The 23,351-nt window shown below is 72.6% G+C and carries 18 protein-coding genes and 1 pseudogene; 10 read left to right on the forward strand and 9 right to left on the reverse strand.

What is annotated here, in order from left to right; all coding sequences use genetic code 11:
- Position 1: 1 nt before the first annotated feature.
- A complete protein-coding gene (locus ATL40_RS01335; RefSeq protein WP_098467969.1) occupies positions 2 to 1,003 on the reverse strand; it encodes an NAD(P)/FAD-dependent oxidoreductase in 1,002 nt (333 codons plus the stop codon).
- A 168-nt stretch (positions 1,004 to 1,171) separates the two neighbouring features.
- Here ATL40_RS01335 and ATL40_RS01340 point away from each other — a divergent pair, with 168 nt between their 5' ends.
- From ATL40_RS01340 to ATL40_RS01350, 3 genes are read left to right on the forward strand one after another with little or no spacing between them, the layout of a single operon-like run.
- The gene (locus tag ATL40_RS01340; protein ID WP_098467970.1) at positions 1,172 to 1,984 is read left to right on the forward strand and encodes a DUF1206 domain-containing protein; all 813 of its coding nucleotides are present in this window, start codon (positions 1,172 to 1,174) and stop codon (positions 1,982 to 1,984) included.
- 17 nt (positions 1,985 to 2,001) lie between these two features.
- Positions 2,002 to 2,616, forward strand: a complete 615-nt coding sequence (locus ATL40_RS01345) for a 4'-phosphopantetheinyl transferase family protein (protein WP_098467971.1) — start codon at positions 2,002 to 2,004, stop codon at positions 2,614 to 2,616.
- 10 nt (positions 2,617 to 2,626) lie between these two features.
- Complete coding sequence (locus ATL40_RS01350; RefSeq protein ID WP_098467972.1) at positions 2,627 to 3,229, forward strand: helix-turn-helix domain-containing protein; 603 nt, start codon at positions 2,627 to 2,629, stop codon at positions 3,227 to 3,229.
- A 99-nt stretch (positions 3,230 to 3,328) separates the two neighbouring features.
- On the opposite strand, the gene ATL40_RS01355 is transcribed toward ATL40_RS01350, so the two are convergent.
- The 3 genes from ATL40_RS01355 to ATL40_RS01365 form a co-directional block, all read right to left on the reverse strand.
- The gene (locus ATL40_RS01355; protein ID WP_098467973.1) at positions 3,329 to 5,407 is read right to left on the reverse strand and encodes an NAD(+) synthase; all 2,079 of its coding nucleotides are present in this window, start codon (positions 5,405 to 5,407) and stop codon (positions 3,329 to 3,331) included.
- 37 nt (positions 5,408 to 5,444) lie between these two features.
- Positions 5,445 to 5,687 (reverse strand): hypothetical protein, encoded by a 243-nt coding sequence (locus ATL40_RS01360; protein ID WP_098467974.1) that lies wholly within the window; start codon positions 5,685 to 5,687, stop codon positions 5,445 to 5,447.
- 92 nt (positions 5,688 to 5,779) lie between these two features.
- Entirely contained in the window at positions 5,780 to 6,070 is a 291-nt protein-coding gene (locus ATL40_RS01365; protein WP_098467975.1) for a hypothetical protein, read from the reverse strand.
- A gap of 195 nt (positions 6,071 to 6,265) precedes the next feature.
- On the opposite strand from ATL40_RS01365, the gene ATL40_RS01370 reads away from it, so the two are divergent.
- Positions 6,266 to 8,614 (forward strand): threonine/serine exporter family protein, encoded by a 2,349-nt coding sequence (locus ATL40_RS01370; protein WP_098467976.1) that lies wholly within the window; start codon positions 6,266 to 6,268, stop codon positions 8,612 to 8,614.
- Positions 8,615 to 8,888: 274 nt separating this feature from the next.
- Here the strand turns inward: ATL40_RS01370 and ATL40_RS01375 are convergent, their stop codons facing one another.
- Positions 8,889 to 9,902 carry an alpha/beta hydrolase gene (locus tag ATL40_RS01375; RefSeq protein ID WP_098467977.1) on the reverse strand — a complete coding sequence of 338 codons (1,014 nt, stop codon included), beginning with the start codon at positions 9,900 to 9,902 and terminating at the stop codon, positions 8,889 to 8,891.
- Between the two features lie 175 nt (positions 9,903 to 10,077).
- Here ATL40_RS01375 and ATL40_RS01380 point away from each other — a divergent pair, with 175 nt between their 5' ends.
- Complete coding sequence (locus ATL40_RS01380; protein WP_245867184.1) at positions 10,078 to 14,019, forward strand: Pls/PosA family non-ribosomal peptide synthetase; 3,942 nt, start codon at positions 10,078 to 10,080, stop codon at positions 14,017 to 14,019.
- A 71-nt stretch (positions 14,020 to 14,090) separates the two neighbouring features.
- Complete coding sequence (locus tag ATL40_RS01385; protein ID WP_098467979.1) at positions 14,091 to 15,395, forward strand: M1 family metallopeptidase; 1,305 nt, start codon at positions 14,091 to 14,093, stop codon at positions 15,393 to 15,395.
- Between the two features lie 79 nt (positions 15,396 to 15,474).
- Here the strand turns inward: ATL40_RS01385 and ATL40_RS01390 are convergent, their stop codons facing one another.
- On the reverse strand, positions 15,475 to 15,756 hold the full coding sequence (locus tag ATL40_RS01390; protein WP_098467980.1) for a DUF1540 domain-containing protein: 282 nt from the start codon (positions 15,754 to 15,756) through the stop codon (positions 15,475 to 15,477).
- A gap of 405 nt (positions 15,757 to 16,161) precedes the next feature.
- Between ATL40_RS01390 and ATL40_RS01395 the strand changes: the two genes are divergently transcribed.
- The 4 genes from ATL40_RS01395 (at position 16,162) to ATL40_RS01410 (ending at position 20,464) form a co-directional block, all read left to right on the forward strand.
- Positions 16,162 to 16,611: a hypothetical protein gene (locus ATL40_RS01395; protein WP_098467981.1), complete on the forward strand. Its 450-nt coding sequence runs from the start codon at positions 16,162 to 16,164 to the stop codon at positions 16,609 to 16,611.
- 87 nt (positions 16,612 to 16,698) lie between these two features.
- Positions 16,699 to 17,700: a Gfo/Idh/MocA family protein gene (locus ATL40_RS01400; protein WP_098467982.1), complete on the forward strand. Its 1,002-nt coding sequence runs from the start codon at positions 16,699 to 16,701 to the stop codon at positions 17,698 to 17,700.
- Positions 17,681 to 18,847: an ATP-dependent DNA ligase gene (locus ATL40_RS01405; protein ID WP_098467983.1), complete on the forward strand. Its 1,167-nt coding sequence runs from the start codon at positions 17,681 to 17,683 to the stop codon at positions 18,845 to 18,847. The genes ATL40_RS01400 and ATL40_RS01405 overlap by 20 nt, the downstream gene beginning before the upstream one ends.
- 186 nt (positions 18,848 to 19,033) lie before the next feature.
- Complete coding sequence (locus ATL40_RS01410) at positions 19,034 to 20,464, forward strand: nucleobase:cation symporter-2 family protein (RefSeq protein WP_098467984.1); 1,431 nt, start codon at positions 19,034 to 19,036, stop codon at positions 20,462 to 20,464.
- A 560-nt stretch (positions 20,465 to 21,024) separates the two neighbouring features.
- On the opposite strand, the gene hpxO is transcribed toward ATL40_RS01410, so the two are convergent.
- The 3 genes and pseudogenes from hpxO to uraD all read right to left on the reverse strand — a co-directional run.
- Complete coding sequence (gene hpxO, locus ATL40_RS01415; RefSeq protein WP_098467985.1) at positions 21,025 to 22,209, reverse strand: FAD-dependent urate hydroxylase HpxO; 1,185 nt, start codon at positions 22,207 to 22,209, stop codon at positions 21,025 to 21,027.
- Positions 22,210 to 22,311: 102 nt separating this feature from the next.
- A complete protein-coding gene (uraH, locus tag ATL40_RS15310; RefSeq protein ID WP_425443388.1) occupies positions 22,312 to 22,674 on the reverse strand; it encodes a hydroxyisourate hydrolase in 363 nt (120 codons plus the stop codon).
- 6 nt (positions 22,675 to 22,680) lie between these two features.
- Positions 22,681 to 23,166: pseudogene (gene uraD / locus ATL40_RS14925) on the reverse strand (2-oxo-4-hydroxy-4-carboxy-5-ureidoimidazoline decarboxylase); the annotation flags it as partial.
- Positions 23,167 to 23,351: the final 185 nt, after the last annotated feature.

Here is a 23,351-nt window from a genome sequence, read left to right on the forward strand (position 1 = left end):
CTCAGCGGCGCGCGGCCACGGCCCCGGCGGCGTCCGTCATCACGAGCTCGGCGTTGATGCCGGCGCCGGCCATCATCCCGGCCGCGGCCGAGGCGATGACCATCGCCGCCAGGTCGGTGGCGTTCCCCGCCGCATACACCCCGGGCACGGCGGTGGCGCCCCGGGCGTCCTGCGTGGCGATGAACTCCCCGAAGGGGTGCTCGGTCATGGTGCCGCCGAGCCGGGTGAACAGCTCGCCGCGGGCCAGCATGCGCCCGCCCACCACCGCGGCGTCCAGGGTGAAGCGCTGCCCGGTCGCGAGCTCCACCGCGCAGGTGTCCTCGGTGGGGTGGTGCAGGGTCGCGATCTCGCCGTCCACCACCTCCACGCCGAGGGCGGCGAGTTGCTCCCACTGCTCCTCGGTCAGCTCCAGGCCGTGGCGGAAGAGCGTGACGTGCGGCGTGAGCCGCCGGAAGAGCAGGGCCTGGTGGAGGCTGTTGGGCGAGGTGCCCAGCACGCCGACGCGCTGCCCGCGCACCTCGTACCCGTGGCAGTACGGGCAGTGCAGCACGGTGCGTCCCCAGCCCTCGCGGACGCCGGGGATGGCGGGCAACTCATCGACCAGGCCGCTGGCCAGCAGCAGGCGGCGGGCGGTCAGCGTGGCGCCGTCGGCGAGCGTGAGGGTGAAGGCGGGGTCGGCGTCGCTGCCGGTGCCCTCCACGTCGGTGACGGAGGTGGCGCGGAAGGTGGCGCCGTAGCCCTCGGCCTCCGCGCGGCCGGCGGCGCGGATCTCCATCGGGCTGCGGCCCTCGTGGCCCAATACGTTGTGCGCGTGCGCGGAGGGTGCGTTGCGCGCCTGCCCGGCATCGATCACGGTCACCGTGCGCAGGCTGCGCCCGAGCGCGACGGCGGCGGCGATCCCGGCAGGGCCGCCGCCGACGATCGCGACGTCCACAGAGGTGGCGGGGTCGGTGGCCGGGGCGGTGGCGGAATGGTTGGTGGTGGGGCTCGAGGGCCGCGTCATGCTGCCCACGATAGGACCGCCGTGCGGCAGGGTCAGCACCTCTTGCGGATCAGGCAAGAACTGACGCGAGGCAGTTCTGCAGGCACCGCGAGGCAGTTCTGCAGGCACCGCGAGGCAGTTCTCGCCCACCCCTGCCGCCCACGAGGGGTGCGGTGTCACGCTGGAGGCATGTCCGACTCCGCGACCTCCCGGCCCGACGCCTCCGACGCCGCCGATGCCGCCGGAACTGTCTGGGAGCGCCTCGCTCGCGCCGGGTTCGTCGCCCTCGGTGTGCTGCACCTGCTGATCGGCTTCGCCATCGTGCGGATCGCCGTCGGCTCCTCCTCCGGTCAGGACGCCGACCAGCAGGGCGCGCTGCGCCAGCTCGCCCAGGCGCCACTCGGGGCGATCCTGCTGTGGGTGATCGCCGTCGCCTTCCTCGCGCTCGCGGCGTGGAAGATCGCGGCCGCGTTCGGCTCGGGCGCCGACGCCAAGGAGACCGTGAAGTCCCTCGGCAACGGCGTGGTGTACCTCGCGCTCGCCTTCCTCGCCGCCTCGATCGTGCTCGGCGCGGGTGGCGGCTCCGGGGACAGCTCCGCCCAGGGCTTCGCCGGCACCCTCATGCAGGCACCCGCGGGCCGCGTGCTCGTGGGCGGGATCGGCGTCGGCGTGCTCGCTGCGGGCGTCTGGCACGTGATCAAGGGCGCGCGGCAGACGTTCCTCGAGGACCTGCGCGCCGCCCCCGGCGGCGAACTCGGGCGCGGCGTGAGGATCCTGGGGACGGTCGGCTACGTCGCGAAGGGCCTGGCGCTCGCCGTCATCGGGGTGCTGTTCGCCGTCGCGGCCTGGCAGGCCGACCCGGACGAGGCGCAGGGCCTGGACGGCGCCATCTCCTCACTGCGCGACCTGCCCGGTGGCCCGATCATCGTGGCCGCCGTGGGCGTGGGGTTCGCGGCCTACGGGCTCTACGCCTTCGCGCGCGCCCGCTACGCCCGCCTGTAGGCACGTACCCTCACAGCGTGATCCGTGCCGGGGAGACCGTGGTCGACGGCGTCCACCTTGCCTGGGCGCCCCTCGCCGCGGTGGACGGGGTGCGTGCCAGCGCCGTGGCCGACCTGGGCGCGGAGGAGCGGGAGCGCCTGGAGGAACTGAACGATGCGCGCGCCGACCGCCTGCTGCTCGGCCGGCACCTGGTGCGCACGCTCGCACGTCGGGTGGGCGCACTAGCCCCCGATGCACCCGTGCGCATCGACGCCGGCTGCCCCCGGTGCGGCCGCGAGCACGGGCGCCCGACCTTCCCCGATCTCCCGCTGGTCGCCGGCCTCAGCCACCTCGGCCCGGTGACGATCGCCGCGGTGGCACCCCTCGCCGTCGTGTGCCGCCTGGGCGTGGACGGCGAGTTCCCGCCCGGTCCGGACGGCGCGGACCTGGTGGCGTGGACGAAGGCCGAGGCGATCGCGAAGGCGACCGGCGATGGCGTCGCCCACCTCGCCGGTCCGGGCGAGGCCGCCGCGATGGTCGCCCGAGCCGAGGCCGAGGGGTGGCGACTGGTGCGCGTTCCGGTGCCGGGCGCCGTCGTCCACCTCGCCCTGCCGCCCGCACCCGGGGCGCAGGCTCCTGCGCCTGGGGCATAGACTCCTGCGTATGGCGCAAGACGATCCGCTCGACTCCCTGGTCCGCCACCGCATCCGTGGGCTGCGGCTTGCTCGCGGCTGGACCCTGGACGCCCTCGCCTCCCGGTGCTTCATGAGTGCCTCCAGCCTCAGCCGGATCGAGACGGGGCAGCGGCGGGTCGGGCTGGACCAACTCGTGACGATCGCCCGGGCGCTCGGCACGAGCCTGGACGCTTTGGTGGAGCCCGCCGGCGACGAGGACGTGGTCATCCGCCCCGAGCCGGAGGTGATGGAGGGTCGCACCGCCTGGCTGCTGTCGCGGGAGAGCGATGCGCGCGGCGTCACCGTGGCGAAGATGCGGATCGAGCCCCCCACCCCTGAGCAGCTCGAGCGGGACCCTATGCCGCGGGTGCACCCCGGGCGGGAGTGGTTCACCGTGCTCAGCGGCACGATCCGGCTCAGCCTGGGGGAACGGCTCATCGACGTCGAGGTCGGGCAGGCCGCCGAGTTCTCCTGCATGGAGCCGCACCGCATCGAGGCGCACGGCGGGACGGCGGAGATCCTCACGATCTTCGACCGCGACGGTGAGCGCGCCCACCTCGCGCACGGCGCCCTGCCCGCGCGCACCGACTGACCCTCCTTCGCGAGGCGGTTCTGCAGGCACCGCGAGGTGGTTCTGCAGGCCGCCCACCTGCAGAACCACCTCGCGGTGCCTGCAGAACTGCCTCGCGGATCAGGGGGAGGCGGAGGGCCGCTCGGCCTGCGCCACGCCGTCCAGCGCCGCCGCGAGCTCAGCGAGCCACACAGTGGCGTTCCCGTCCGAGGGTGCCCGCCAGTCCCCGCGCGGCGAGAGCGCGCCCGCGGGAGAGACCTTCGGCCCGTTCGGGATCGCGGTGCGCTTGAACTGGGAGAACCCGAAGAACCGCTTCAGGAACACCTCCAGCCAGTACCGGATCTCCGGCAACTGGTAGGCCACCCGCGCCGATTCCGGGTATCCCGGCGGCCACGCGCCGTGCTCCGCCGAGCGCCAGGCGTGCTCGGCGAGGAACGCGATCGTGGACGGCGCCCGCCCCAGTCGCACCGTGTGGTGCAGCGCGAAGTCGTGCAGCGCGTAGGGGCCGATTGTCGCCTCCGTGGACTGCACCGCGCCGTCGGCCCCCGCCGGCACCAGCTCGGGGGAGATCTCGGTGTCCAGCACGGACTGCAACACGGCATCGGTGCTCGCATCGAACTGCTCGGTGGAGATCACCCACCGGATCAGGTGCTGGATGAGGGTCTTGGGCACCCCGGTGTTCACGGCGTAGTGCGACATCTGATCGCCCACCCCGTAGGTGCACCAGCCGAGCGCCATCTCCGAGAGGTCCCCGGTCCCGACCACGATCCCACCGCGCTGGTTGGCCAGGCGGAACAGGTAGTCGGTGCGCAATCCGGCCTGCACGTTCTCGAACGTCACGTCGTACACCGGCTCACCGCCCGCGAACGGGTGCCCGATCCTGGTGAGCATCTCCCGCGCGGCCGGGGTGATGTCGATCTCCAGCATCTCCGCCCCGAGTGCCCGGCCCAGCGCCCACGCATTGGACTTCGTGTGGTCGCTCGTGGCGAAGCCCGGCATCGTGACCGCGAGGATGTGCTCACGCGGCAGCCCGAGCCGGTCCACGGCCCGCGCGGCCACCAGCATCGCGTGGGTGGAGTCGAGCCCGCCAGAGACCCCGATCACCAGGCGCGGGTTGCCGATGGCGCGCATCCGCTGCTCCAGGCCGGCCACCTGGATCGAGTACGCCTCGTAGCAGTCCTGCGCGAGGCGAGCGGCGTCGTCGGGCACGAAGGGGTAGCGGTCCACCGCGCGGCGCAACCCGATGTCACCCGTGGGCGGGTCCAGGCGCACCTCGATCCGGCGGAAGGCCGAGACCCGGTCGGCGTGGGTGCGGCGGTTGTCGTCGAACGTGCCCTGCTGCAGTCGCTCCCGCCGCAGACCGGCGGCGTCGATGTCCACCACGCAGGCGCGTGGCCCGTCCGGGAAACGCTCGGTCTGTCCGAGCAATCGGCCGCGCTCGTAGACCATCGTCTGCCCGTCCCACGCGACCTCGTTCGTGGACTCCCCGGCGCCCGCGGCGGCGTAGGCGTAGGCGGCGAGGTACCGCGCCGAGGCGGAGCGGGCGAGGAGGTGACGGTCCTCGGCGCGCGCGATCGTGATCGGGCTCCCGGAGAGGTTCAGCAGGAGGGTCGCCCCCGCCAACGCGGCCTCCGCGGAGGGCGGGATCGGCACCCAGAAGTCCTCGCACACCTCCGCGTGCACCACCAGGCCCGGCACGTCCACGACGTCGAAGAGCAGATCCGGACCGAACGGCACCTCCCGGCCGGCAACCGTGATCGTGCCGCCCCGCTGGTCGTCCCCGGGTGCGTACCAGCGCCGCTCGTAGAACTCCCGATACGTCGGCAGCAGGGACTTCGGCGCCACCCCGAGCACCTCGCCCCGGTGGATCACCACCGCGCAGTTGTACAGCCGGCCGCCGTGTCGCAGCGGGGCCCCGACCACGATCATCGGCAGCAGGTCCGCGCTCTCGACGGCGATGGCGGCGATCGCGGACTCGGTCGCCTCCAGCACGGCATCGGCCAGAACGAGGTCCTCGATCGCGTACCCGACCAGGCCGAGCTCCCCGAACAGGGCGACGGCGACCCCCTCCTGCGACAGGTCGTGCACCTGGGCGAGGATCGCCTGGGCATTGGCGGCCGGGTCGGCGATCCGCACCGGATGGGTCACCGTGGCCACGCGGGCGAACCCGTGCCGGTAGGAGTTGCGGAAGTCCGTCATGTCACCAGTGTGCCGCGCAGCGCGGGCGGCCGGAGAGTCAGGCGTCGTCCTTCAGTGCGGACTTGAACCGCTGCTGCGCACCTTGTTTGGTCAGCCCGTACTGCGCGCCGATCGTGCGCCAGGGTGTGCCTGCCTCCCGCAGACTCCGGATCTGCTCGAGCTCGAGTTCCTCCATCCGCTGGCGGGCCAGTCGCACCCGGGTCAGACGCTCCAGGGGGTCCTCGACGGCGCTGAGCGCGTCGATCGCGCGCTGCAGGCGACGCTGTGAGGGCTCGGCCACGCGGCGAGCCTAGGCGCGCCGCGCATCCGGGGGGACAACGGCGTGCGGACGGCCGGTGTGGCGCAGGCGAACGGCAGGCGAACGTGGCCGGATCAGTCGTGCACGGACCAGCCCCGCTCCACCGCGAGGCTGTCGGCCTGCGCCACGTGCAGGGCGAGTCCGGCGAAGGCGCCGATCGTGAGCCCGAGGCCGATCCAGATCGCGAGCTGCGCCCATCGCTGACGCGAGCCGATGCCCAGGAGCCCGAGGAAGATCACGGCCGGGCCCGCCAACCAGGCGACCCAGCCCGAGGGCGCGATGAACAGGCCGACGGCGAGTGCACAGGCCGCCCAGAGCCAGCGCCAGGTGAGCACGTTCTGATGCGGATGCGGTGGTGAGACCACGATGACTCCTCCCCTCGCGGTGTTCGCACGTTCTGCGGCGGCATCCTTGCTGCCCGACTCCCCACGATGTTATCAAACTGTGACCTGTGAGGGGTGAGACACGCCGTACGGGGGGGATGAAAGGTGCGGTCAAAGCGCGTGGCGAGCGTCACGCGCTCTGCGCCGTCACAAGGTGCACGGGGTAGCGTCCCGTTCATGGTCACGCTCCACGCCGAGGTCGTCGGCCCGGTCCTGGCCTCCGGGCAGAGTGGACAGATCGGGCAGAACGACCCGATACCGGTGTTCGCCGCTGCCACGAAGCCGGATGAGGTCGGTGAGGTGGGGCTGCTCGCCGCTACGCCGGACCTCGTCGAATCCGCCTCGGAGTTCACCTCCCCCTCGGTGGGCGGAACCGCCACCGCGAGCCCGGCGACCCCGACCCCGTCCCCGACCCCGACCTCGGGGACGCCGGATCCGACTGAGACGGCGACCCCGACGACGACCGACTCGCCCACCACGCAGACCACCGACCCCACCGCCTCACCCTCCACCGGGGAGACGACTCAGACGCCGTCGCCGTCCCCGACCGAGGCCACCGATCCGGCCGTCACGGATCCCGGCGAGCAGGGCACGGGGGAGGACACCGGTGACCCCACGCAGGAGGAGACCGGCGAGGAGGTCGAGGTGCCCACGGCCACCGTGACGCCCGGCGAGGGCATCACGACCCAGGGGACCTCCACGCCGTTCGTGTGGAACACCCCGCCGGCGGTCTCACGCAGCGAGGTCTCCGTCCTGGCGATCGTCCTGGCCGCCGCGGTGCTCGTGGCGCTCGCGATCGGGGTCGCGGTCTTCCGCCGCAGCCGCGACGGCGAGGACCCCGCGTCGCACGGGGGGTCGGCGCCCGTCCGCGCCGAGGGCGGCGGTGCCCAGGTGGCCGGGGAGGCCGCCTGGGTCGGCGCCGCTGCGGCGGCGGTGACCGAGGACGCGACCGAGATTCTCGACTCGCTCGGGGATACCGCCCCACAGCCGAGCGTGGCGGACACCCAGGCCGTACCGGTCAGCGAGACGGTGAGCGCTGCCGCCCTCGCAGCGGGCGCGATCACCAACCCTGCCCCGAGTGCCGCGACGGGGAGAGGTGCGGGCGATGCGGGTGGCACGGACGAGGAGGAGGGCCACGCCCAGGACGTCTCCACGCTGCTCGTCGTGCTCGGGGAGGCGCTACTGGACTGCGCCAGCCCGGTCGCCGAGGTGCGGCGAACCCTCGAGGCGGTCGCGGCCGTGAACGGGATCGGGAAGGCGGAGGTGATCGCGTTACCCACCGTGATCCTCGTGACGATCCCAGGCGCCCGGCGCACCTACACCGTGGCAGCTTCTGCGGGTGCGCGCTCCTACCGGTTGGACCAGGTGGGGGAGGTGTTGACGGTCGCCGACCGCGCGCGCAGCGGCACCCTGGCGCCGGCCGAAGCCGTGGCGCGTCTGCGCGCCGTGGCGCACCAGCCGCCGCCGCACCCGACCTGGTTCCTGACGCTGGGCTACATCGTCTATTCCGTGGGCCTCTCGCTCATTCTCGGCGGTTCCCTGCTGGAGGTGGTGATCACCGCTGGTCTCGGCGCCCTGCTGGGTATCCTGCAGCTCGCCACCGCGCGCACCTCCTCCTCACTGCAGGCGCTGGTGGTGCTCGTGGGCACCTTCGTGGTCTCCGCGGCGGTGTTCGGCCTGATCCGGTTGGGCGCCGATATCTCGATCCTGCCCTCGCTCGTGCCGCCACTGGTGATGTTCCTGCCCGGGGCCCTGCTCACGACCGCATTCATCGACCTCTCCACCCGGCAGATGATCGCTGGGTCGGCACGACTCGCCGCTGGTGGGATGCAACTGGTCCTGCTCGCGTTGGGGATCACGGCGGCCGGCCACCTGGTGGGGGTGCGGTCGGAGGGCATCGCCGACACCGACTCCAGCGCGGCGAGCGCCCTGGCCCCCTGGCTGGGCCTGGCGATCTTCCTCCTCGGGGTCCAGATGTACCAGTGCGTGCCCAAGCGCATGATGCCCTGGGTGAGTGTGGTGACCGTGAGTGCCTACGCGGGTCAGGTGCTCGGCGGGGTGTTCTTCGGCGGCATCGTCTCGGCGCTGGTGGGGGCCGCGGTGATGACACCGTTGGCGATGTACGCCTCCACATTGCGCGGCGGACCCCCGACTCTCGTCTCGTTCCTGCCGGCCTTCTGGGTACTGGTGCCCGGTGCCCTCGGCCTGATCGGGGTCACCCAGGCGCTCGATTCCGATCCGAGCGCAGGGAGCAGTTCGCTCATCAGCGCCGCTGTGACGATGGTGTCCATCTCGCTCGGCGTGCTGGTGGGCGTGGCGGCATACGGCATCGGGTCCGCGGTACGCAACCGCACCTCGGTGGTGGTCCCGTTGCTGTTCGTGCGCGATGAGCGGTTGGGGGGCTATTCGCGACACCCGGACCCCAATGTCCGATCTGTCGATGCCTCGCAACCGCCGACGGCCACGGCCGGCGACCGGTCCGGGGGGCGGGGCTCCGGGTCAGGAACGGAGCCCGGGCAAAAATAAGGCTGGCCCGTCGGCAGGGGGCGGTCGACGGGCCAGCGATAGGAACGATAGCACCCGCGGGGCCGGGTTGTGGCGCCGGGCTCGGGTGGTGGCAGGGCTCGGCCGGAGCGGGCGGCGTAGCCAAACACCACTCCGGTGTGGAACCGCTCCCTCACCTGCGTCGCAATCCTGTTCCAGGTGATCTCTTTACGCAGAATTTGCCCGCGGTGCGGCGCGGTGTCGTCCCATGGTGTGAGACGACTGGTCACCAGGCGCCTGCCTGAAGGCGTGCGCGTCAGTCGAGCGCCGGGTCCGCGCTCGTTGACCGGGAGGCTGCGTCCGCCTCGAACGCAGCCAGTCGCTGCGAGGTCCAGGTCGTCACGGCGTCGAGGTAGTCCGTGCGCGGGCCGGCCGCGGACAGCGCGAGGTCGTGGATCCCACCCGGCACGGTGCGCAGCGTGACGTCCCGTCCCAGTCCGGGCACCTCCCGCCACATGTGGCGCACGTTCAGCACCGTGTCGCTGCCGCGCAGGTCCTCCGGCGTGGGACGGCGTCCGGGGGCGGAGCTGCGGCTGGAGGTGCACATCAGCACCGGCATCGGCAGGTCCAGGCCCCGGTGCACCCGGCGTTGCCCGCGGCGCACGGCGTGCACGAACCCGGCGCGCACCGGGTAGCCGGCCGGCGGCTTCCACTCCAGGGAGAAGTCCCACGGCCCGCCGAAGTCGGAGTGGATCGACCGGGTGTAGTCCGAGCCGAGCCGGGAGACCACACGCGTGGCGTCACGGCTGTTGACCGCCGCGACCACGGGACCGCTGAGCAGGCGCAGAGCCGCGCGATCGTTGATGTCGTACCACGGGCTGTTCAGCACGAGCAGGTCGACCAGGTCCGGGTGGTCCGCGGCGAACAACGTGCTGATCAGGCCCCCCGTGGAGTGCCCGAGCAGCACCACCCGCTCGTGCCCCTCGGCACGTGCCACCTGGATGGCCGCGCTGATCTCCTCGTCGTAGACCGCGAGATCACGCACCATCCCGTACATCTGGTCGCCGCGGCGCGAGCGGCCATAGCGGCGCAGGTCCACGGCGTACAGGTCCAGGCCCGCGGAGTCGAACGCCCGGCCGAGGTGCGCCTGCAGGAAGTAGTCCGAGAACCCGTGCACATACAGCACCGCCGCGCGATGACGGGGTGCCCCGTGCCGCACCAGCGTGGCCACGGGAGGGTCCGACTCGGCCGCGCCCGGGTCATCCGGCGTCACCGCCAGGGTGCGTGCCTGGTACGGCGCGCCCAACACGTCCTCGTGCCATTGCGTCATGCCTCGAGATTACGCCCGGGAGCGGCGTCCACGCGCCCCCGGGCAACCCGGTGGTCGCCTCCCGTTCACCTGGCTCGGGCACAATGCCGGGGGCGCCCCCGCGCCGCCGGGCCCGCGCGGCGGCCCCGTGTCCCACCGCCGATCCCAGGAGATGCCCGTGCCGGGTTCGACCCCGATGGACAGCACCCCGGTGCCCAGCGACCCGATGGACCGCCTCGCCGACGCCCCGCCGCCGCGCACCCTGGTGGACGTGCTGCGCGAGAGCGCACGCCGCCACCCCGACGCCCCCGCGATCGAGGACGAGGACGGCTTCATCAGCTACGCCGAGCTCCTGGCGCAGTTGCGGATCCGCGCCGACCTGCTGGCCCGTGACGGCGTGCGCCGCGGGGACCGGGTCGGCATCCAGATCGCCTCCGGTGGCCGTGAGCTCTACCTCTCCATCCTGGCCGTGATCGCGGCGGGCGCCGCCTACGTTCCGGTGGACGCCGACGACCCGCCCGAGCGGGCACGCCTGGTCTTCTCCGAGGCCGGGGTGCGCACCGTGCTGCGCGGCGAGGGCAGCCTCGTGGATTCCGCCGAGGCCCTGGTGGCCGCGCGCGAGGACGAGGACCCCGACGAGGACCTCGCCGGCCTCGGGGCGCCCTTCCCGCAGGAGCCCACACCGCAGGAGGACGCCTGGATCATCTTCACCTCCGGCTCCACGGGGGTTCCCAAGGGCGTGGCCGTCACGCACCGCAACGCCGCCGCGTTCGTGGATGCGGAGGCGGGCCTGTTCCTGGAGGACGCCCCGCTCGGCCCGGGCGACCGGGTGCTCGCCGGTCTCTCGGTCGCCTTCGACGCGAGCTGTGAGGAGATGTGGCTCGCCTGGCGCCACGGCGCCTGCCTGGTCCCTGCCCCGCGCGCCCTGGTGCGCAGCGGTGAGGACCTCGGGCCGTGGCTGCAGCGTCGCGCCATCACCGTCGTCTCCACCGTCCCGACCCTGGCCGCGCTGTGGCCGGCGGAGTCGGTGGAGAATGTGCGGCTGCTGATCTTCGGCGGCGAGGCGTGCCCGCCCGAGCTCGGCGCCCGGCTGGCCTCACCCACCCGGGAGGTGTGGAACACCTACGGCCCCACCGAGGCCACGGTGGTGGCCTGCGCCGCCCCGCTGGACGGCTCCACCCCCGTACGCATCGGGTTGCCGCTGGCCGGCTGGTCGCTCGCGGTGGTGGACGCCGAGGGTCACCGGGTGCCCGAGGGCGGCAGCGGTGAACTCGTCATCGGCGGCGTGGGCCTGGCCCGCTACCTCGACCCCGCCAAGGACGCCGAGAAGTACGCGCCGATGCCGACCCTGGGGTGGGAGCGGGCCTACCGGTCCGGGGACCTGGTGCGCAACGAGGCCGAGGGCCTGGTGTTCCTGGGCCGGGCCGATGACCAGGTCAAGGTCGGCGGACGGCGCATCGAACTCGGTGAGGTGGAGGCCGCCCTGCAGAACCTCCCCGGGGTCTCCGGCGCCGCCGCCGCAGTGCGCCGCAGCGCCGCCGGCACGCCCGTGCTGGTCGGCTACCTCACCGTGAACCAGGACTTCCAGCGCCAGGCCGCCCGGGCGATCCTCGCCGAGGAGCTGCCCGCCGCGCTGGTGCCGCTGCTCGCCGTCGTGCCCGATCTACCCACCCGCACCAGCGGCAAGGTCGACAAGGACGCCCTGCCCTGGCCCCTGCCGGGGGCGCAGGAGGATGCGCCGTCGAACCTCCCGCCCGAACACGCCTGGCTCGCCCAGCAGTGGCAGGACGTGCTCGGCATGCCGGTCACCGACCTGGACGCCGATTTCTTCGACCTCGGTGGCGGCTCGCTGACGGCCGCCCAGCTCGTCTCCCGGATCCGCACCCGCCTGCCCGAGGCGAAGGTGGGGGACATCTACGACCGGCCGCGGTTCTCCGCGATGGCCGCCATGATCGCCGAGAAGGGCTCCGCTCCCGACGGCGAGGCCTCCTTCTCCCGGCCCGTCCCCACCCCCCGGCTCACCCAGGTGGGACAGACGCTCGCCTCCGTGCCGCTGCTGGCCCTGTCCGGGGTGCGCTGGCTGCTGTGGGTGCTGCTCGCGAGCGCGATCCTGCGCGCGGTGGCCCCGGAGTCGTTCACCTTCCTGCCCGCCCTTCCCTGGCCCACGCTGCTGATCGGCACCCTGGTGCTGGCCACCCCGTGGGGGCGCATGGCGATCGCGGTCATCGCCGCGCGGGTGCTGCTCGCGGGCCTGCAACCGGGGGACTACCGGCGCGGCGGCAGCGTGCACATGCGGCTGTGGATCGCGCAACAGGTCGCCGAGCAGGTCGACGCCGTGGGCCTCGCCGGGGCGCCCTGGGTGGTGCCCTACGCCCGGGCGCTGGGTGCCACGATCGGCAAGGACGTGGTGCTGCACTCCCTGCCCCCGGTCACCGGGATGCTGCGGATCGACGACGGCGCGTCCATCGAACCCGAGGTGGACCTCGCCGGGTACTGGATCGACGGGGACACGCTACGAGTCGGCGGGATCCGGATCGGTGCCAACGCCAGCATCGGGGCGCGCAGCACCCTCGCGCCGGGCGCGCGGATCGGCAAGGGCGTCACCCTCGCCCCCGCCTCCGCGGTGTTCGGCAAGGTGCCGGCGCAGGAGACCTGGGGCGGTTCGCCCGCGGTGCGCATCGGTGCCGGGAAGGACGACTGGCCCCGCAGCCAGCCGCCGCGGCACCGGGGCTGGTGGGCCGCCTACGCCGCCGCCAGCGTCGGCATCGCGCTGCTGCCGATCCTCGCCTTCGCCGTCGGCGCCCTGATCCTCCTGGCCCCGGCGGCCGGCGCCGCCACCTACGGCGAGGCGATCGGCGCGATGGCGCCGTGGCTGATCCCGGCGACCCTCGCCGTCGGGCTCACCTTCGGGGGCCTCGTGCTCGTGCTGGTGCGCCTGCTGGCGCTGGGCCTGGCGGAGGGGGACCACCCCGTGCACTCCCGCATCGCCTGGCAGGCGTGGTCCACCGAGCGGCTGCTGGACTCCGCCCGCACGATCCTGTTCCCGATCTACTCCAGCCTGTTCACCCCGGTGTGGCTGCGCATGCTCGGCGCGAGGGTGGGGCGCGACGTGGAGGCCTCCACCGTGCTGCTGCTGCCCTCCATGAGCCGGATCGCCGACGGCGCCTTCCTCGCCGACGACACGATGGTCGCCTCCTACGAGCTGCGCCGCGGCTGGATGCGGATCGCGCGCGCCCGGGTGGGCAAGCGGGCCTTCCTCGGCAACTCCGGGATGGCGGCCGCCGGCCACAAGGTGCCCAAGGACGGGCTGGTGGCGGTGCTGTCCGTCACCCCCTCCAAGGCCAAGGCCGGCTCCTCCTGGCTCGGCTCCCCGCCGGTGCGGCTGCGCCGCGTGCCCACCCAGGGCGACGAGCGGCTGACCTACCGGCCCGACGGGCGGCTGCGGGTGCTGCGCGCCGCGTGGGAGGTGCTGCGGATCATCCCGGTGATCCTCACCTGCGCCCTCGGGGTGGCCGTGCTGCTGCTACTCGCGTGGCTGACCCAGCACATCGGGCTGGGGTGGACGGTGCTGCTCTCCGGCCTGGTCGCGGCGCTGGCCGGGGCCGTGGCCGCCGGTGTCGCCACGGCCGCGAAGTGGGCGATCGTGGGTCCGATCCGCCCCGGGGAGCATCCGCTGTGGTCGTCCTTCGTGTGGCGCACCGAGGTCTCCGACACCTTCGTGGAGATGCTCGCCGCCCCGTGGTTCGCCCGGGCCGCCGCCGGCACCCCCGCGCTCGCGGTGTGGCTGCGCAGCCTCGGGGCCAGCATCGGGCGCGGTGCCTGGTGCGACTCCTACTGGCTGCCGGAGCCGGATGCCGTCACGCTCGGCGACGGCGCCACCGTGAACCGTGGCTGTGTGGTGCAGACCCACCTGTTCCACGACCGGGTGATGAGCGTGGACACGGTGGTGCTCGGCGAGGGCGCGACCCTCGGACCGCACTCGGTGATCCTCCCGGCGGCTAGCATCGGAGCACACGCCACCGTCGGTCCGGCCTCCCTCGTGATGCGCGGGGAGGACGTGCCGATCGGGAGCCGGTGGAGTGGGAACCCGATCGGGCCCTGGCAGGCGGTGCGGGTGCGCACCTACCAGCGCGCCTGATCGCCGCCCGGCCGATCGCCCGCAGAACCGCACGAGCACGATCCACGACACCGAAAGAAGCACCCCGACGCATGGCCAAGTCCCACGGCAACGGTGACCCCTACACCCCCGACGCGGGAAGCGACGTGTTCGAGGTCGAGATGTACGACCTCACGCTGGACTACAAGGTGGCGACCAACCGGCTCGCCGGTGAGGCGATGCTCGCGATCATCATGCTGCGCGAGGAGAGCCACATCGAGCTCGACCTCGCGGGCCTGGCGGTCAGCGCCGTCCGGGTGAACGGGCACAAGGCGTCCTACAGCCACAAGCACGCCCGGCTGCGGGTGAAGCTCGCCCGGGCCATGGTGGCGGGCACGCACCTGGTGGTCGAGGTGGACTACGCCGGCAAGCCCGCGCCGCGCAAGAGCCGCTGGGGTCGGATCGGGTTCGAGGAGCTCACCGACGGCGCGCTCGTGGCCTCCCAGCCCACCGGCGCCCCCACCTGGTTCCCCTGCAACGACCACCCGGCGCGCAAGTCCCGCTACCGGATGGCCATCACCACCGAGAAGGCCTACCACGTCGTGGCCAACGGGATCCCGGCCGGGCACACCGACCACGGCGGCCGCCGCACCTGGCGCTTCTACCAGGACATCCCGGCGGCGACCTACCTCGCCACGGTGCAGATCGGGCGCTACCGGGAGGAGCAGGTGGACCTGGGCGGGATCCCGGGCGCGCTGATCTACCCGCCGCACCTGCGCCGTCGGGTCAAGCACGACTTCGGCCGGCTCGGGGAGATGATGGCGCTGTTCGAGGATGCCTTCGGGCCCTACCCGCTGGCGAAGTACGTGGCGGTCATCACCGACGACGACCTCGAGATCCCGATCGAGGCGCAGGGCATGGCCACGTTCGGCGCCAACCACGCCGACGGGCACCACGGCTCGGACCGGCTGATCGCGCACGAACTGGCGCACCAGTGGTTCGGCAACTCCGTCACGCCCAAGCAGTGGCGGCACATCTGGCTGAACGAGGGATTCGCCTGCTACTCGGAGTGGATGTGGTCGCAGGCGAGCGGCGCGGAGAGCACCGACGCGCTCGCGGAGCATTATCACAAGCGTCTCGCCGGACTGCCGCAGGACATCCTCGTGGGCGACCCGGGCGCGGTGGACATGTTCGACGACCGGATCTACAAGCGCGGCGCCCTGACCGTGCACGCGCTGCGCCGCACCGTGGGGGAGAAGACCTTCCGCGCGCTGGTGCGCAGCTGGACGCACGAGATGCGCCACGGGGTGGCGGACACCGAGGAGTTCATCGCGCACGCCGAGCGGATCGCGGGGCGGTCGCTGCGGCCGCTGTTCCAGGCGTGGCTGTTCCAGACGCGTCTGCCCGCGTTGCCGTAGTCGGCCGCGCGGGCAGACGGGCGGTTCCTGGTTCGTCGGTGGCCAGGGGGGTCAGGCCTGGTGGGTCAGGCCTAGTGGGTCAGGCCTGGTACGTCAGGCAGTTCGCGGTGCCACCGCCGGGGCCGATGCGTACGGCGCTCGCGGTGCACTCCAGGTCCTTGTTGAACGCGCACTCGCTGCGCTGGCAGGCGCCGACCTGCGCGACGACGCGGTCCAGGCCGCCTCGCGTGCCGATCTCGATGAAGGTGGCGCAGTCGGCGTCGTCGTCGATGGTGACGGCGAAAGCCGTGCAGCCGTCGTGGTTGTAGGAACAGCCGGCGACGGCGCACTCGACCGTCGGCATCTCCGCAAGCGTGCTCATGGTCTTCTCCTCGGTCGGGCGGGGCGCCGTGCGGCGCCTCGTGTCCAGGAATGTACGCCACGAATTGCGCGGCGTATAGAAAGCAAGCCCTTCCTTTTCGCGGGTAAGGAATGCCTTATGTGTGCATTTCGGAATGCGCGCATGTCGTTATTCGGCGGGCGCTCTCACGCGGTCTGCCGCGGTTGCCGTGGGGTCTGTCCGGGATGCGAGACGGCGCAGGGTTGCTGGCGCTCGGGCCGCGGCGGCCCTAGTCTCCTGGACATGGAGAGCGCCGCGCACCGGATGCGCTGTTGTCGACGGAGCCGGATGACCCGGCCCGGTTCCGACCCCGTGCGCTAGCGGCGGAGGCGGACCGGGCGCCCAGCACCCGCCCCGCCGAACTCCCGCCTAACTGAGGACGCCCGCATGACCGTTCTGCTCGCCACCCCCAGCACCGTCTCCCTCGACGCCGACCTCCCGCTCCACGCCCTGCTCGCCCATGCCCAGGTACTGGAGGCGCAGGCGCTCTCCGGAGGAGTGCCCGACGGCGCGGCGTCCCTTCGCCTGACCGGCCCCCGGGCCGCGGCGAGCGCCGCCCGTCTGGCGCGGCTGACCTCCCGGGTGCGGATCGTCGTCGCCCCTGCCGATCCGACCCGGCAGGCCGAGGCATTGGCCGCGGACCTCGCTGCCCTCGCGCTCATCGCCCCCGGCCGGGTCTCGCTCGAGGTGAGCGACGCCGCGGTGCAGCACCGAGTGCGGGCCGCCCTCGCCCGCGCCCCGCGGGTGGGGGTGGGGCACTTCGGCGGCGACCTGTTCGCGCACGGCCGCGAGGTCCCCGTGCCGCTGAGCGCCGACCTGGTGCAGCGCGCCGCCTGAGGGAACCCGCGCCGCCTGAGGGCGGTCGCCCCGGTGCCTGTCGCGGTGGCCTGTCGCGATGTCGGGCCCCCGCGGCAGGATGGGGGCATGAGCGAACCGATCCGATGGGGCATCCTCGGCCCCGGCCGCATTGCCGCCAACGTCGCGAAGGACTTCGGCCACGTGTCCGATGGGGTGATCGCCGCAGTCGGCTCCCGCTCCGCGCAGCGCGCCGCCGCCTTCGCGGCCGAGCACGCCCCCGGCGCCCGGGCACACGGCAGCTACCGCGACCTGCTCGCCGACCCCGCGATCGACGCCGTGTACGTGGCCACCCCGCACTCCCAGCACGCCGCGCAGGCCATCGCCGCGATTCGTGAGCACAAGGCGGTGCTGGTCGAGAAGGCGTTCACCGCCACGCTGCCCGGCGCCCGCCGGGTGGTGGGGGAGGCGCGCTCGCGTGACGCGGTGGTGATGGAGGCGATGTGGACGAGGTTCCAGCCCGCGGTGGTGCGCGCCCGGGAGCTGATCGCCGACGGCGCGATCGGCGAGGTGCGGGCCGTCGCCGCGGACCTGGGTGTCTCGCGCGAGTTCGACCCGAACGACCGACTGTTCTCCCTCGAACTCGGCGGCGGCACCCTGCTCGACCTCGGGGTGTACGTGGTCTCCTTCGCCCAGATGGTGCTCGGTGAGCCGGTCGGTGTCACGGCCAAGGGATCGCTGCTGTCCACCGGCGTGGATGCGGAGGCCGGGCTGCTGGTCGACTTCGGATCCGGCGCCACCGCCACGCTGCAGACCTCCTTCCGCTCCCCGATGCCGGGCAACGCCCGCATCTACGGCTCCACCGGGTGGATCGAACTGCCGCCCCGGTTCCACCACCCGCACCGCGTGATCCTGCACCGCGCCGGCAAGGAGAGCATCGAGGAGTCCCTCCCGCCCACTGGCGCCGGCTACGCCCTGGAGTTCGATGAGGTCAACCGGCTCCTCCGCGCCGGGCGCACCGAGTCCGAGGTCATGCCGCTGCGGGACTCCCTCGCGGTCATGGGCGTGTTGCAGTCCGCGGCAGATCAACTCGGCGTGGCACTCGTGGAGGATGAGCATGCCGGCCTCTAGCCCCACGCCGGCGAGTCCGGTGCTGCCCATGCTCGCCAAGCCCGTGGCGCGCGTGCCCGGGCCGGATGCCGCCGGTGGACCCTTCTCCTACGAGCCGAAATGGGACGGGTTCCGTGCCATCGTGCAGGCGGGAGCCGATGGCGTGGAGATCTTCTCCCGCAGCGGCAAGCCGATGACGCGGTACTTCCCCGATGTCGTGGTCGCGGTCGCCCAGGAGTTCTCGGGCTCGGATCTGGCTGACGGGCTGCTGCTGGACGGCGAGATCGTGCTCGCGCGGGGTTCGCGGCTGGACTTCGAACTGCTCGGGCAGCGGATCCACCCCGCGGCCTCGCGGGTGGCGATGCTCGCCGAGCACGCTCCCGCCACCCTCGTGGTGTTCGACCTGCTCGCCGCCGGCGGTCGAGACCTGGCGGGCGAGCCGCTGCGGGAGCGGCTCGCGGCGCTGGACGACCTCGCGATCACCGGTCCCCGGGTCCAGGTCACGCCTCGCTCGTTGGATGCGGGGGAGGCGGAGGGCTGGCTGGCGGAGTTCGAGGGCGCGGGGCTGGACGGCGTGATCGCCAAACCCCTGGACGCCCCCTACGCGCCGGGCAAACGCACGATGCTGAAGATCAAGCACGCCCGCACCGCGGACGTGGTGCTCGCCGGGTACCGGGAGCACAAGGAGTCCACCCCCGAGGCGCCACTGCTCGGGTCCCTGCTGCTCGGGCTGTGGGAGGGCGAGGAGCTGCAGTTCGTGGGCGTGAGCGCCTCGTTCCCCAAGGCGCGCCGCGCGGAACTCATCGCTGAGCTCGCCCCGCTGGCGGTCGACGTCGAGGACTCCGACGCCATGGCCGCCCACCCGTGGGGAGCGTGGGCGGACCCCGCCGCGCACGAGAGCGGGCGCAAACCCGGCGCCGTGTCGCGCTGGAGCGGCGGCAAGGACCTGTCCTTCACCCCGCTGCGCCCGGAGCGGGTGCTGGAGGTGGGGTATGACCACATGGAGGGCACCCGGTTCCGCCACACCACCCAGTTCAAGCGGTGGCGCCCGGACCGCGAACCGCGCTCGTGCACGTATGCGCAGTTGGAGGAGGTCGTCGGGTACGACCTCGCGGAGATCCTCCCCGGTGCGCCGGCTGCCGCCGATGACTTCCGTGGGTCGCTCTGAGGGTGTTGTGCGCGGTTTGTGACCGCCCTCACACGCTGTGTAAACACCTGCGAACAGTCCTGTTTCGTCTCTTCCAGACGACCGGATCGGGCCTCTAGCGTCAACGGCACCACGACGGGGCGGTGCGAGAGCCCCTCGCGCGTCCCGTTTCATTTCGGCTGTTCAGCCGACGACGAGGGAGCGCCCATGACCCTGACGGCGGAAGAGAAGGCGGCGAAGCGCAAGGCGCGCGCCGCGGAGAACGGGGTCGACTCGATACCCCCGATGGCGCGGCTGTTCCCGCTGGGTCTGCAGCACGTGCTCGCGCTGTACGCCGGTGCCGTGGCGGTGCCGCTGATCGTCGGTGGCGCGCTCGGCTACTCGGCGCAGGACATGGCGTTCCTCATCAGCGCCGATCTCTTCATCGCCGGGGTGGCCACGATCGTGCAATCGGTCGGGTTCTGGCGCTTCGGGGTGCGGCTCCCCCTGATGCAGGGCGTCACCTTCGCGGCCGTCGGACCGATGATCGCGATCGGCAACCAACACGGCATCACCGCGATCTTCGGGTCGGTGATCGCCTGCGGGCTGTTCATGATCCTCGTGGCGCCGTTCTTCTCCCAACTCCTGCGGTTCTTCCCGCCGATCGTCACCGGCACCGTGATCCTCATCATCGGGCTCTCCCTCATGAGTGTGGCAGCCGGGTGGATCGCCGATGGCGCCACCGAGGAGTCCCCGGGGGCGCTGCCGATCAACGTGGGCTTCGCCGCCGGCACCCTGCTGCTGATCGTGCTCATCGAGCGCTTCGCACCTCCGGCACTGGCTCGCGTCTCGGTGCTGCTCGGTCTGGTGCTCGGCACCATCGCCGCGTTGTTCGTGCCCGGGATGACCAACTGGGAGGCCGTGGGGGAGGCGGGCTGGTTCGCCGTCGTCACCCCGTTCCACTTCGGCCTGCCGACCTTCGAGATCGCCTCGATCCTCTCGATGATCGTGGTGGCGATCGTGATCATGACCGAGACGACCGGCGACATGATCGCGGTCGGGGAGATCGTGGACAAGCCCGTCACCCGCCGCCAGCTCGCCGACGGACTGCGCGCTGATGGGCTGGGCACCGTGCTGGGCGGCGCGTTCAACACCTTCCCCTACACCGCGTTCGCGCAGAACGTGGGACTGGTCTCCCTCACCGGGGTGCGCTCGCGGTATGTCGCGACCATGGCCGGGGTGATCCTCCTGGTGCTCGGCCTGATCCCGAAGATCTCCGCGGTGGTCGAGGGCGTGCCGCGCGCCGTGCTCGGCGGCGCCGGGATCGCGCTGTTCGGGATGGTCGCGGCCTCCGGGATCCGCACCCTGGCCCGGGTGCACCTGGACAACAAGAACGTGCTGATCGTGGCGCTGTCCATCGGGATCGCGCTGTTGCCGACGGTGGAACCGGAGATCTACGCGAACTTTCCGAGCTGGTTCCAGCTGATCTTCGACTCCGGCATCTCCTCCGGTGCGATCGCCGCGATCCTGCTGAACCTGTTGTTGAACAAGAACCCCACCGCGGACGATCCCGAACGCGATGCCCGCTACTCCGCGCACGACTCGGTGCGCAGTCCGGCGGCCACCCCCGAGGAGGACATCCAGTCCTCCCACGCCTGAGTGCCCCACCCGCACTCACGCACGCCTCTCACGCACGCCCCCCACGCCCCCCACGCCCCCCACGCCGAGCGATGGGTTCGGCAGGCCTCAGCACGTGGGCCCTGCCGAACCCATCGCTCGGCGCACGTGTGCCGCCACCTGCGTCCGCCGAGCGTGTGCTTGTGCACGGGGTGGTTCGCCGAGCGTGTGCTTGTGCAGGGTTCTGTGTGCGTGGGCCTGCGTAGGCACCCGCTCGGCGTGGTGCAGTGCGGTGCGGTGCGGTCGTCGTCGAGCGTGTGGTTGTGCACACCTGGTTCGCCGAGCGTGTTCTTGCGCAGGGTTCTGTGTGCGTGGGCCTGCGTAGGCACCCGCTCGGCGCGGGAGAGGTGCGATCGTGCAGGTGCCTGCCGAACTGCCTCGCGGTGCCTGCCGAACTGCCTCGCGGTGCCTGCCGAACTGCCTCGCGGTGCCTGCAGAACTGCCTCGCGGTGCCTGCAGAACTGCCTCGCGGTGCCTGCAGAACTGCCTCGCGGTGCCTGCCGAACTGCCTCGCGGTGCCTGCAGAATCGCCTCGCGGTGGGTCAGAGCAGCCCGGACCCCACGTTCACCGGGGAGTCCTCGATGTTCCCGAGGATGCCGCGGATGATGCCGCTGCCGTCCGCGCCGCGCAGGCTCGCATACCAGGCGGCCGTGGCCTCGGGGTCGTAGGCATGCGTCTCCTCACCGCGCTTGCGGGCCCGCAGCACGAGGTCCCCGGCGCGCTCCGTGCGCGCGGCCTGGTACCGCTCGAGCGTGTCGGCCACCGAGACGGTGTTCGTCGCGAACGCGATGCCGAGCACGAACGCGTCCTCCAGCGCCGAGCACGCCCCCTGCCCGATGTCCGGCGCTGTGTTGTGGGCGGCGTCCCCGAGGATCGCCACCCGCCCACGCACCCAGGTGTGGAACGGGTCGATGTCCCAGATCTCCACCCGGTTCATCGAGACGGCCGGGTCGATCGTGTCGATCAGCCGCGCCACCCCCGGCGCCCAGCCCGCGAAGGCCTCGGAGAGGAAGCCCTTGCCGTCGGCGCGGTCGTAGGGCAGCCCCGCGGGCTGCGGGATGTCGAACCAGAAGTAGAACCGTCCGCCGGCCACCGGCATCACCGCGGCACGCTTGCCCTCGGCCACGTAGGTGGTCCACTGCGTGGCCGGTCCGATCTCCTCGTCCACCTCGATCAGGCCGTTCACGTTGGTGTACCCGGAGTAGGTCCGCTCGATCGGCGGCATGCCTTCCGTCACGTACGCGCGGGTCAGGGAGCGGGCCCCATCGGCACCCAGCAGCAGGTCGGCGGTGTCCGTGGAACCGTCGGCGAATGTCGCGGTCACCTGGGAGCCGTCGTCGGTGAGGCCCACCATCCTCATGCCGAGGTGGATGCGCTCCATCCCCAGGGTCTCCATGAGCAGCATCTGCAGGTCCGCCCGGGCGACAGGGTAGGGCTTCTGACCGCTCGCCGTCGTGACCGGATCCAGGGGGAACTCGCACAGGGTCTCGCCGCTGTGCCCGTCCCGGTAGGCCATCGAGGCCATGTCGCCGCCGAGCGCCGCCACCTGCTCCCCGAGGCCCAGCCAGTTCAGCACCTTGACGCCGTTGGACCACAGCGACAGCGCCGCCCCGACCGGCTTGTTCTCGCGCATCTGGTCGTACACGACCACCTCGTGCCCGAGCCTGGCCAGCGCGATCCCCGCGCTCGTGCCGCCGATTCCCGCCCCGATGATGATGACCTTCATGCACCACCACGCTAGGGGCGGCGCGTCACGCCGGTGTTTCGGGCGGGAAAGAGTTGTGTGGCATGCCGTGGCCGACGGCGTATCCCGGCCGGGCGGTAGCGCTCAGCTCCCGCGGTAGGTGGAGTAGGCGAATGGGCTGAGCAGCAGCGGCACGTGGTAGTGCGGCCGGTCGACCACACGGAACGTGACCGACACACTCGGGTAGAACGCCTCGGTGCCCAGCGCGGCGAAGTACTCGGCGGTGGCAAAGGTCAGGGTGTAGTCGCCCGGGGGGAGGAGGTCGGGGCCCAGACCCAGCCGGCCGTCGTCGTCCGTGGTGCCGGTGGCGATCTCCCCGACCGGCCCGGTCAGCGTGACGGCGACGTCGCTCGCCGGGCGCCCGGTGGTGGCGTCGAGGATGTGGGTGGTCAGGTGGGGGTGCTCGGAGGTGACCTGCGGTGCGGGTGACCCCTCGGCCGACTCCACCCCCAGGGCGCCGCGCAGGCGTAGCAGCGCGATCTGCCGCAACTGCTCGAGGGATTCCTCGGTCTCGGTCTCCGGATCGTTCCCGAGGCGGCGCTGCAACTCCGCGAGCATCTCCTGCGGGGACCGCCCCGCGGCCCGGACGAGGAACACCCGGCCGAACTGCTCCTCGTAGTCGCGGTTCCCCGCCGCGATCAGCTCAGCGGTCTCGGCGTCCGCGCCGGCCATCGAGGACTGCTCCCGGCGCGACGCCGCAGCCTCCGCTCCCTTGCCGCTCACCCGTGCGCCGATCCGGGGGTGGTGCGCCAGGGCGGCGTCCAGGTCCCACACCGACCACTGCCGCGAGGCCGTGAGGGCCGCGTGCTCCAGCGCGCGTTCGCTGACGTAGGGCCGGCCGGCCACGACCTGTTCCACCCAGCTGGGGATGGCGGCCCAGGTGGCCACCAGCACGTCTGCATCGGACTCGGGCAGCGCATTGAAGGAGGCGAGGTCCATGACGCCACGCTAGCGGGCGCCGATCCGGTTCGCCGATCTGGTGCGCCGAACCGGTGCGCCGAACGATGGGTTGCGCCGTTCACCTCCGCCCCGTCCCCGCCGAGCGGGTCCCTGTGCAGGCCCAACGCGCTCGAGCCCTGCGCAACCGCACGCTCGGCGGGGGGTGGGGTGCGTAACCGCACGCT

This window comes from Serinibacter salmoneus, from assembly GCF_002563925.1.
GTDB classification, from domain to species: Bacteria; Actinomycetota; Actinomycetes; order Actinomycetales; family Beutenbergiaceae; genus Serinibacter; species Serinibacter salmoneus.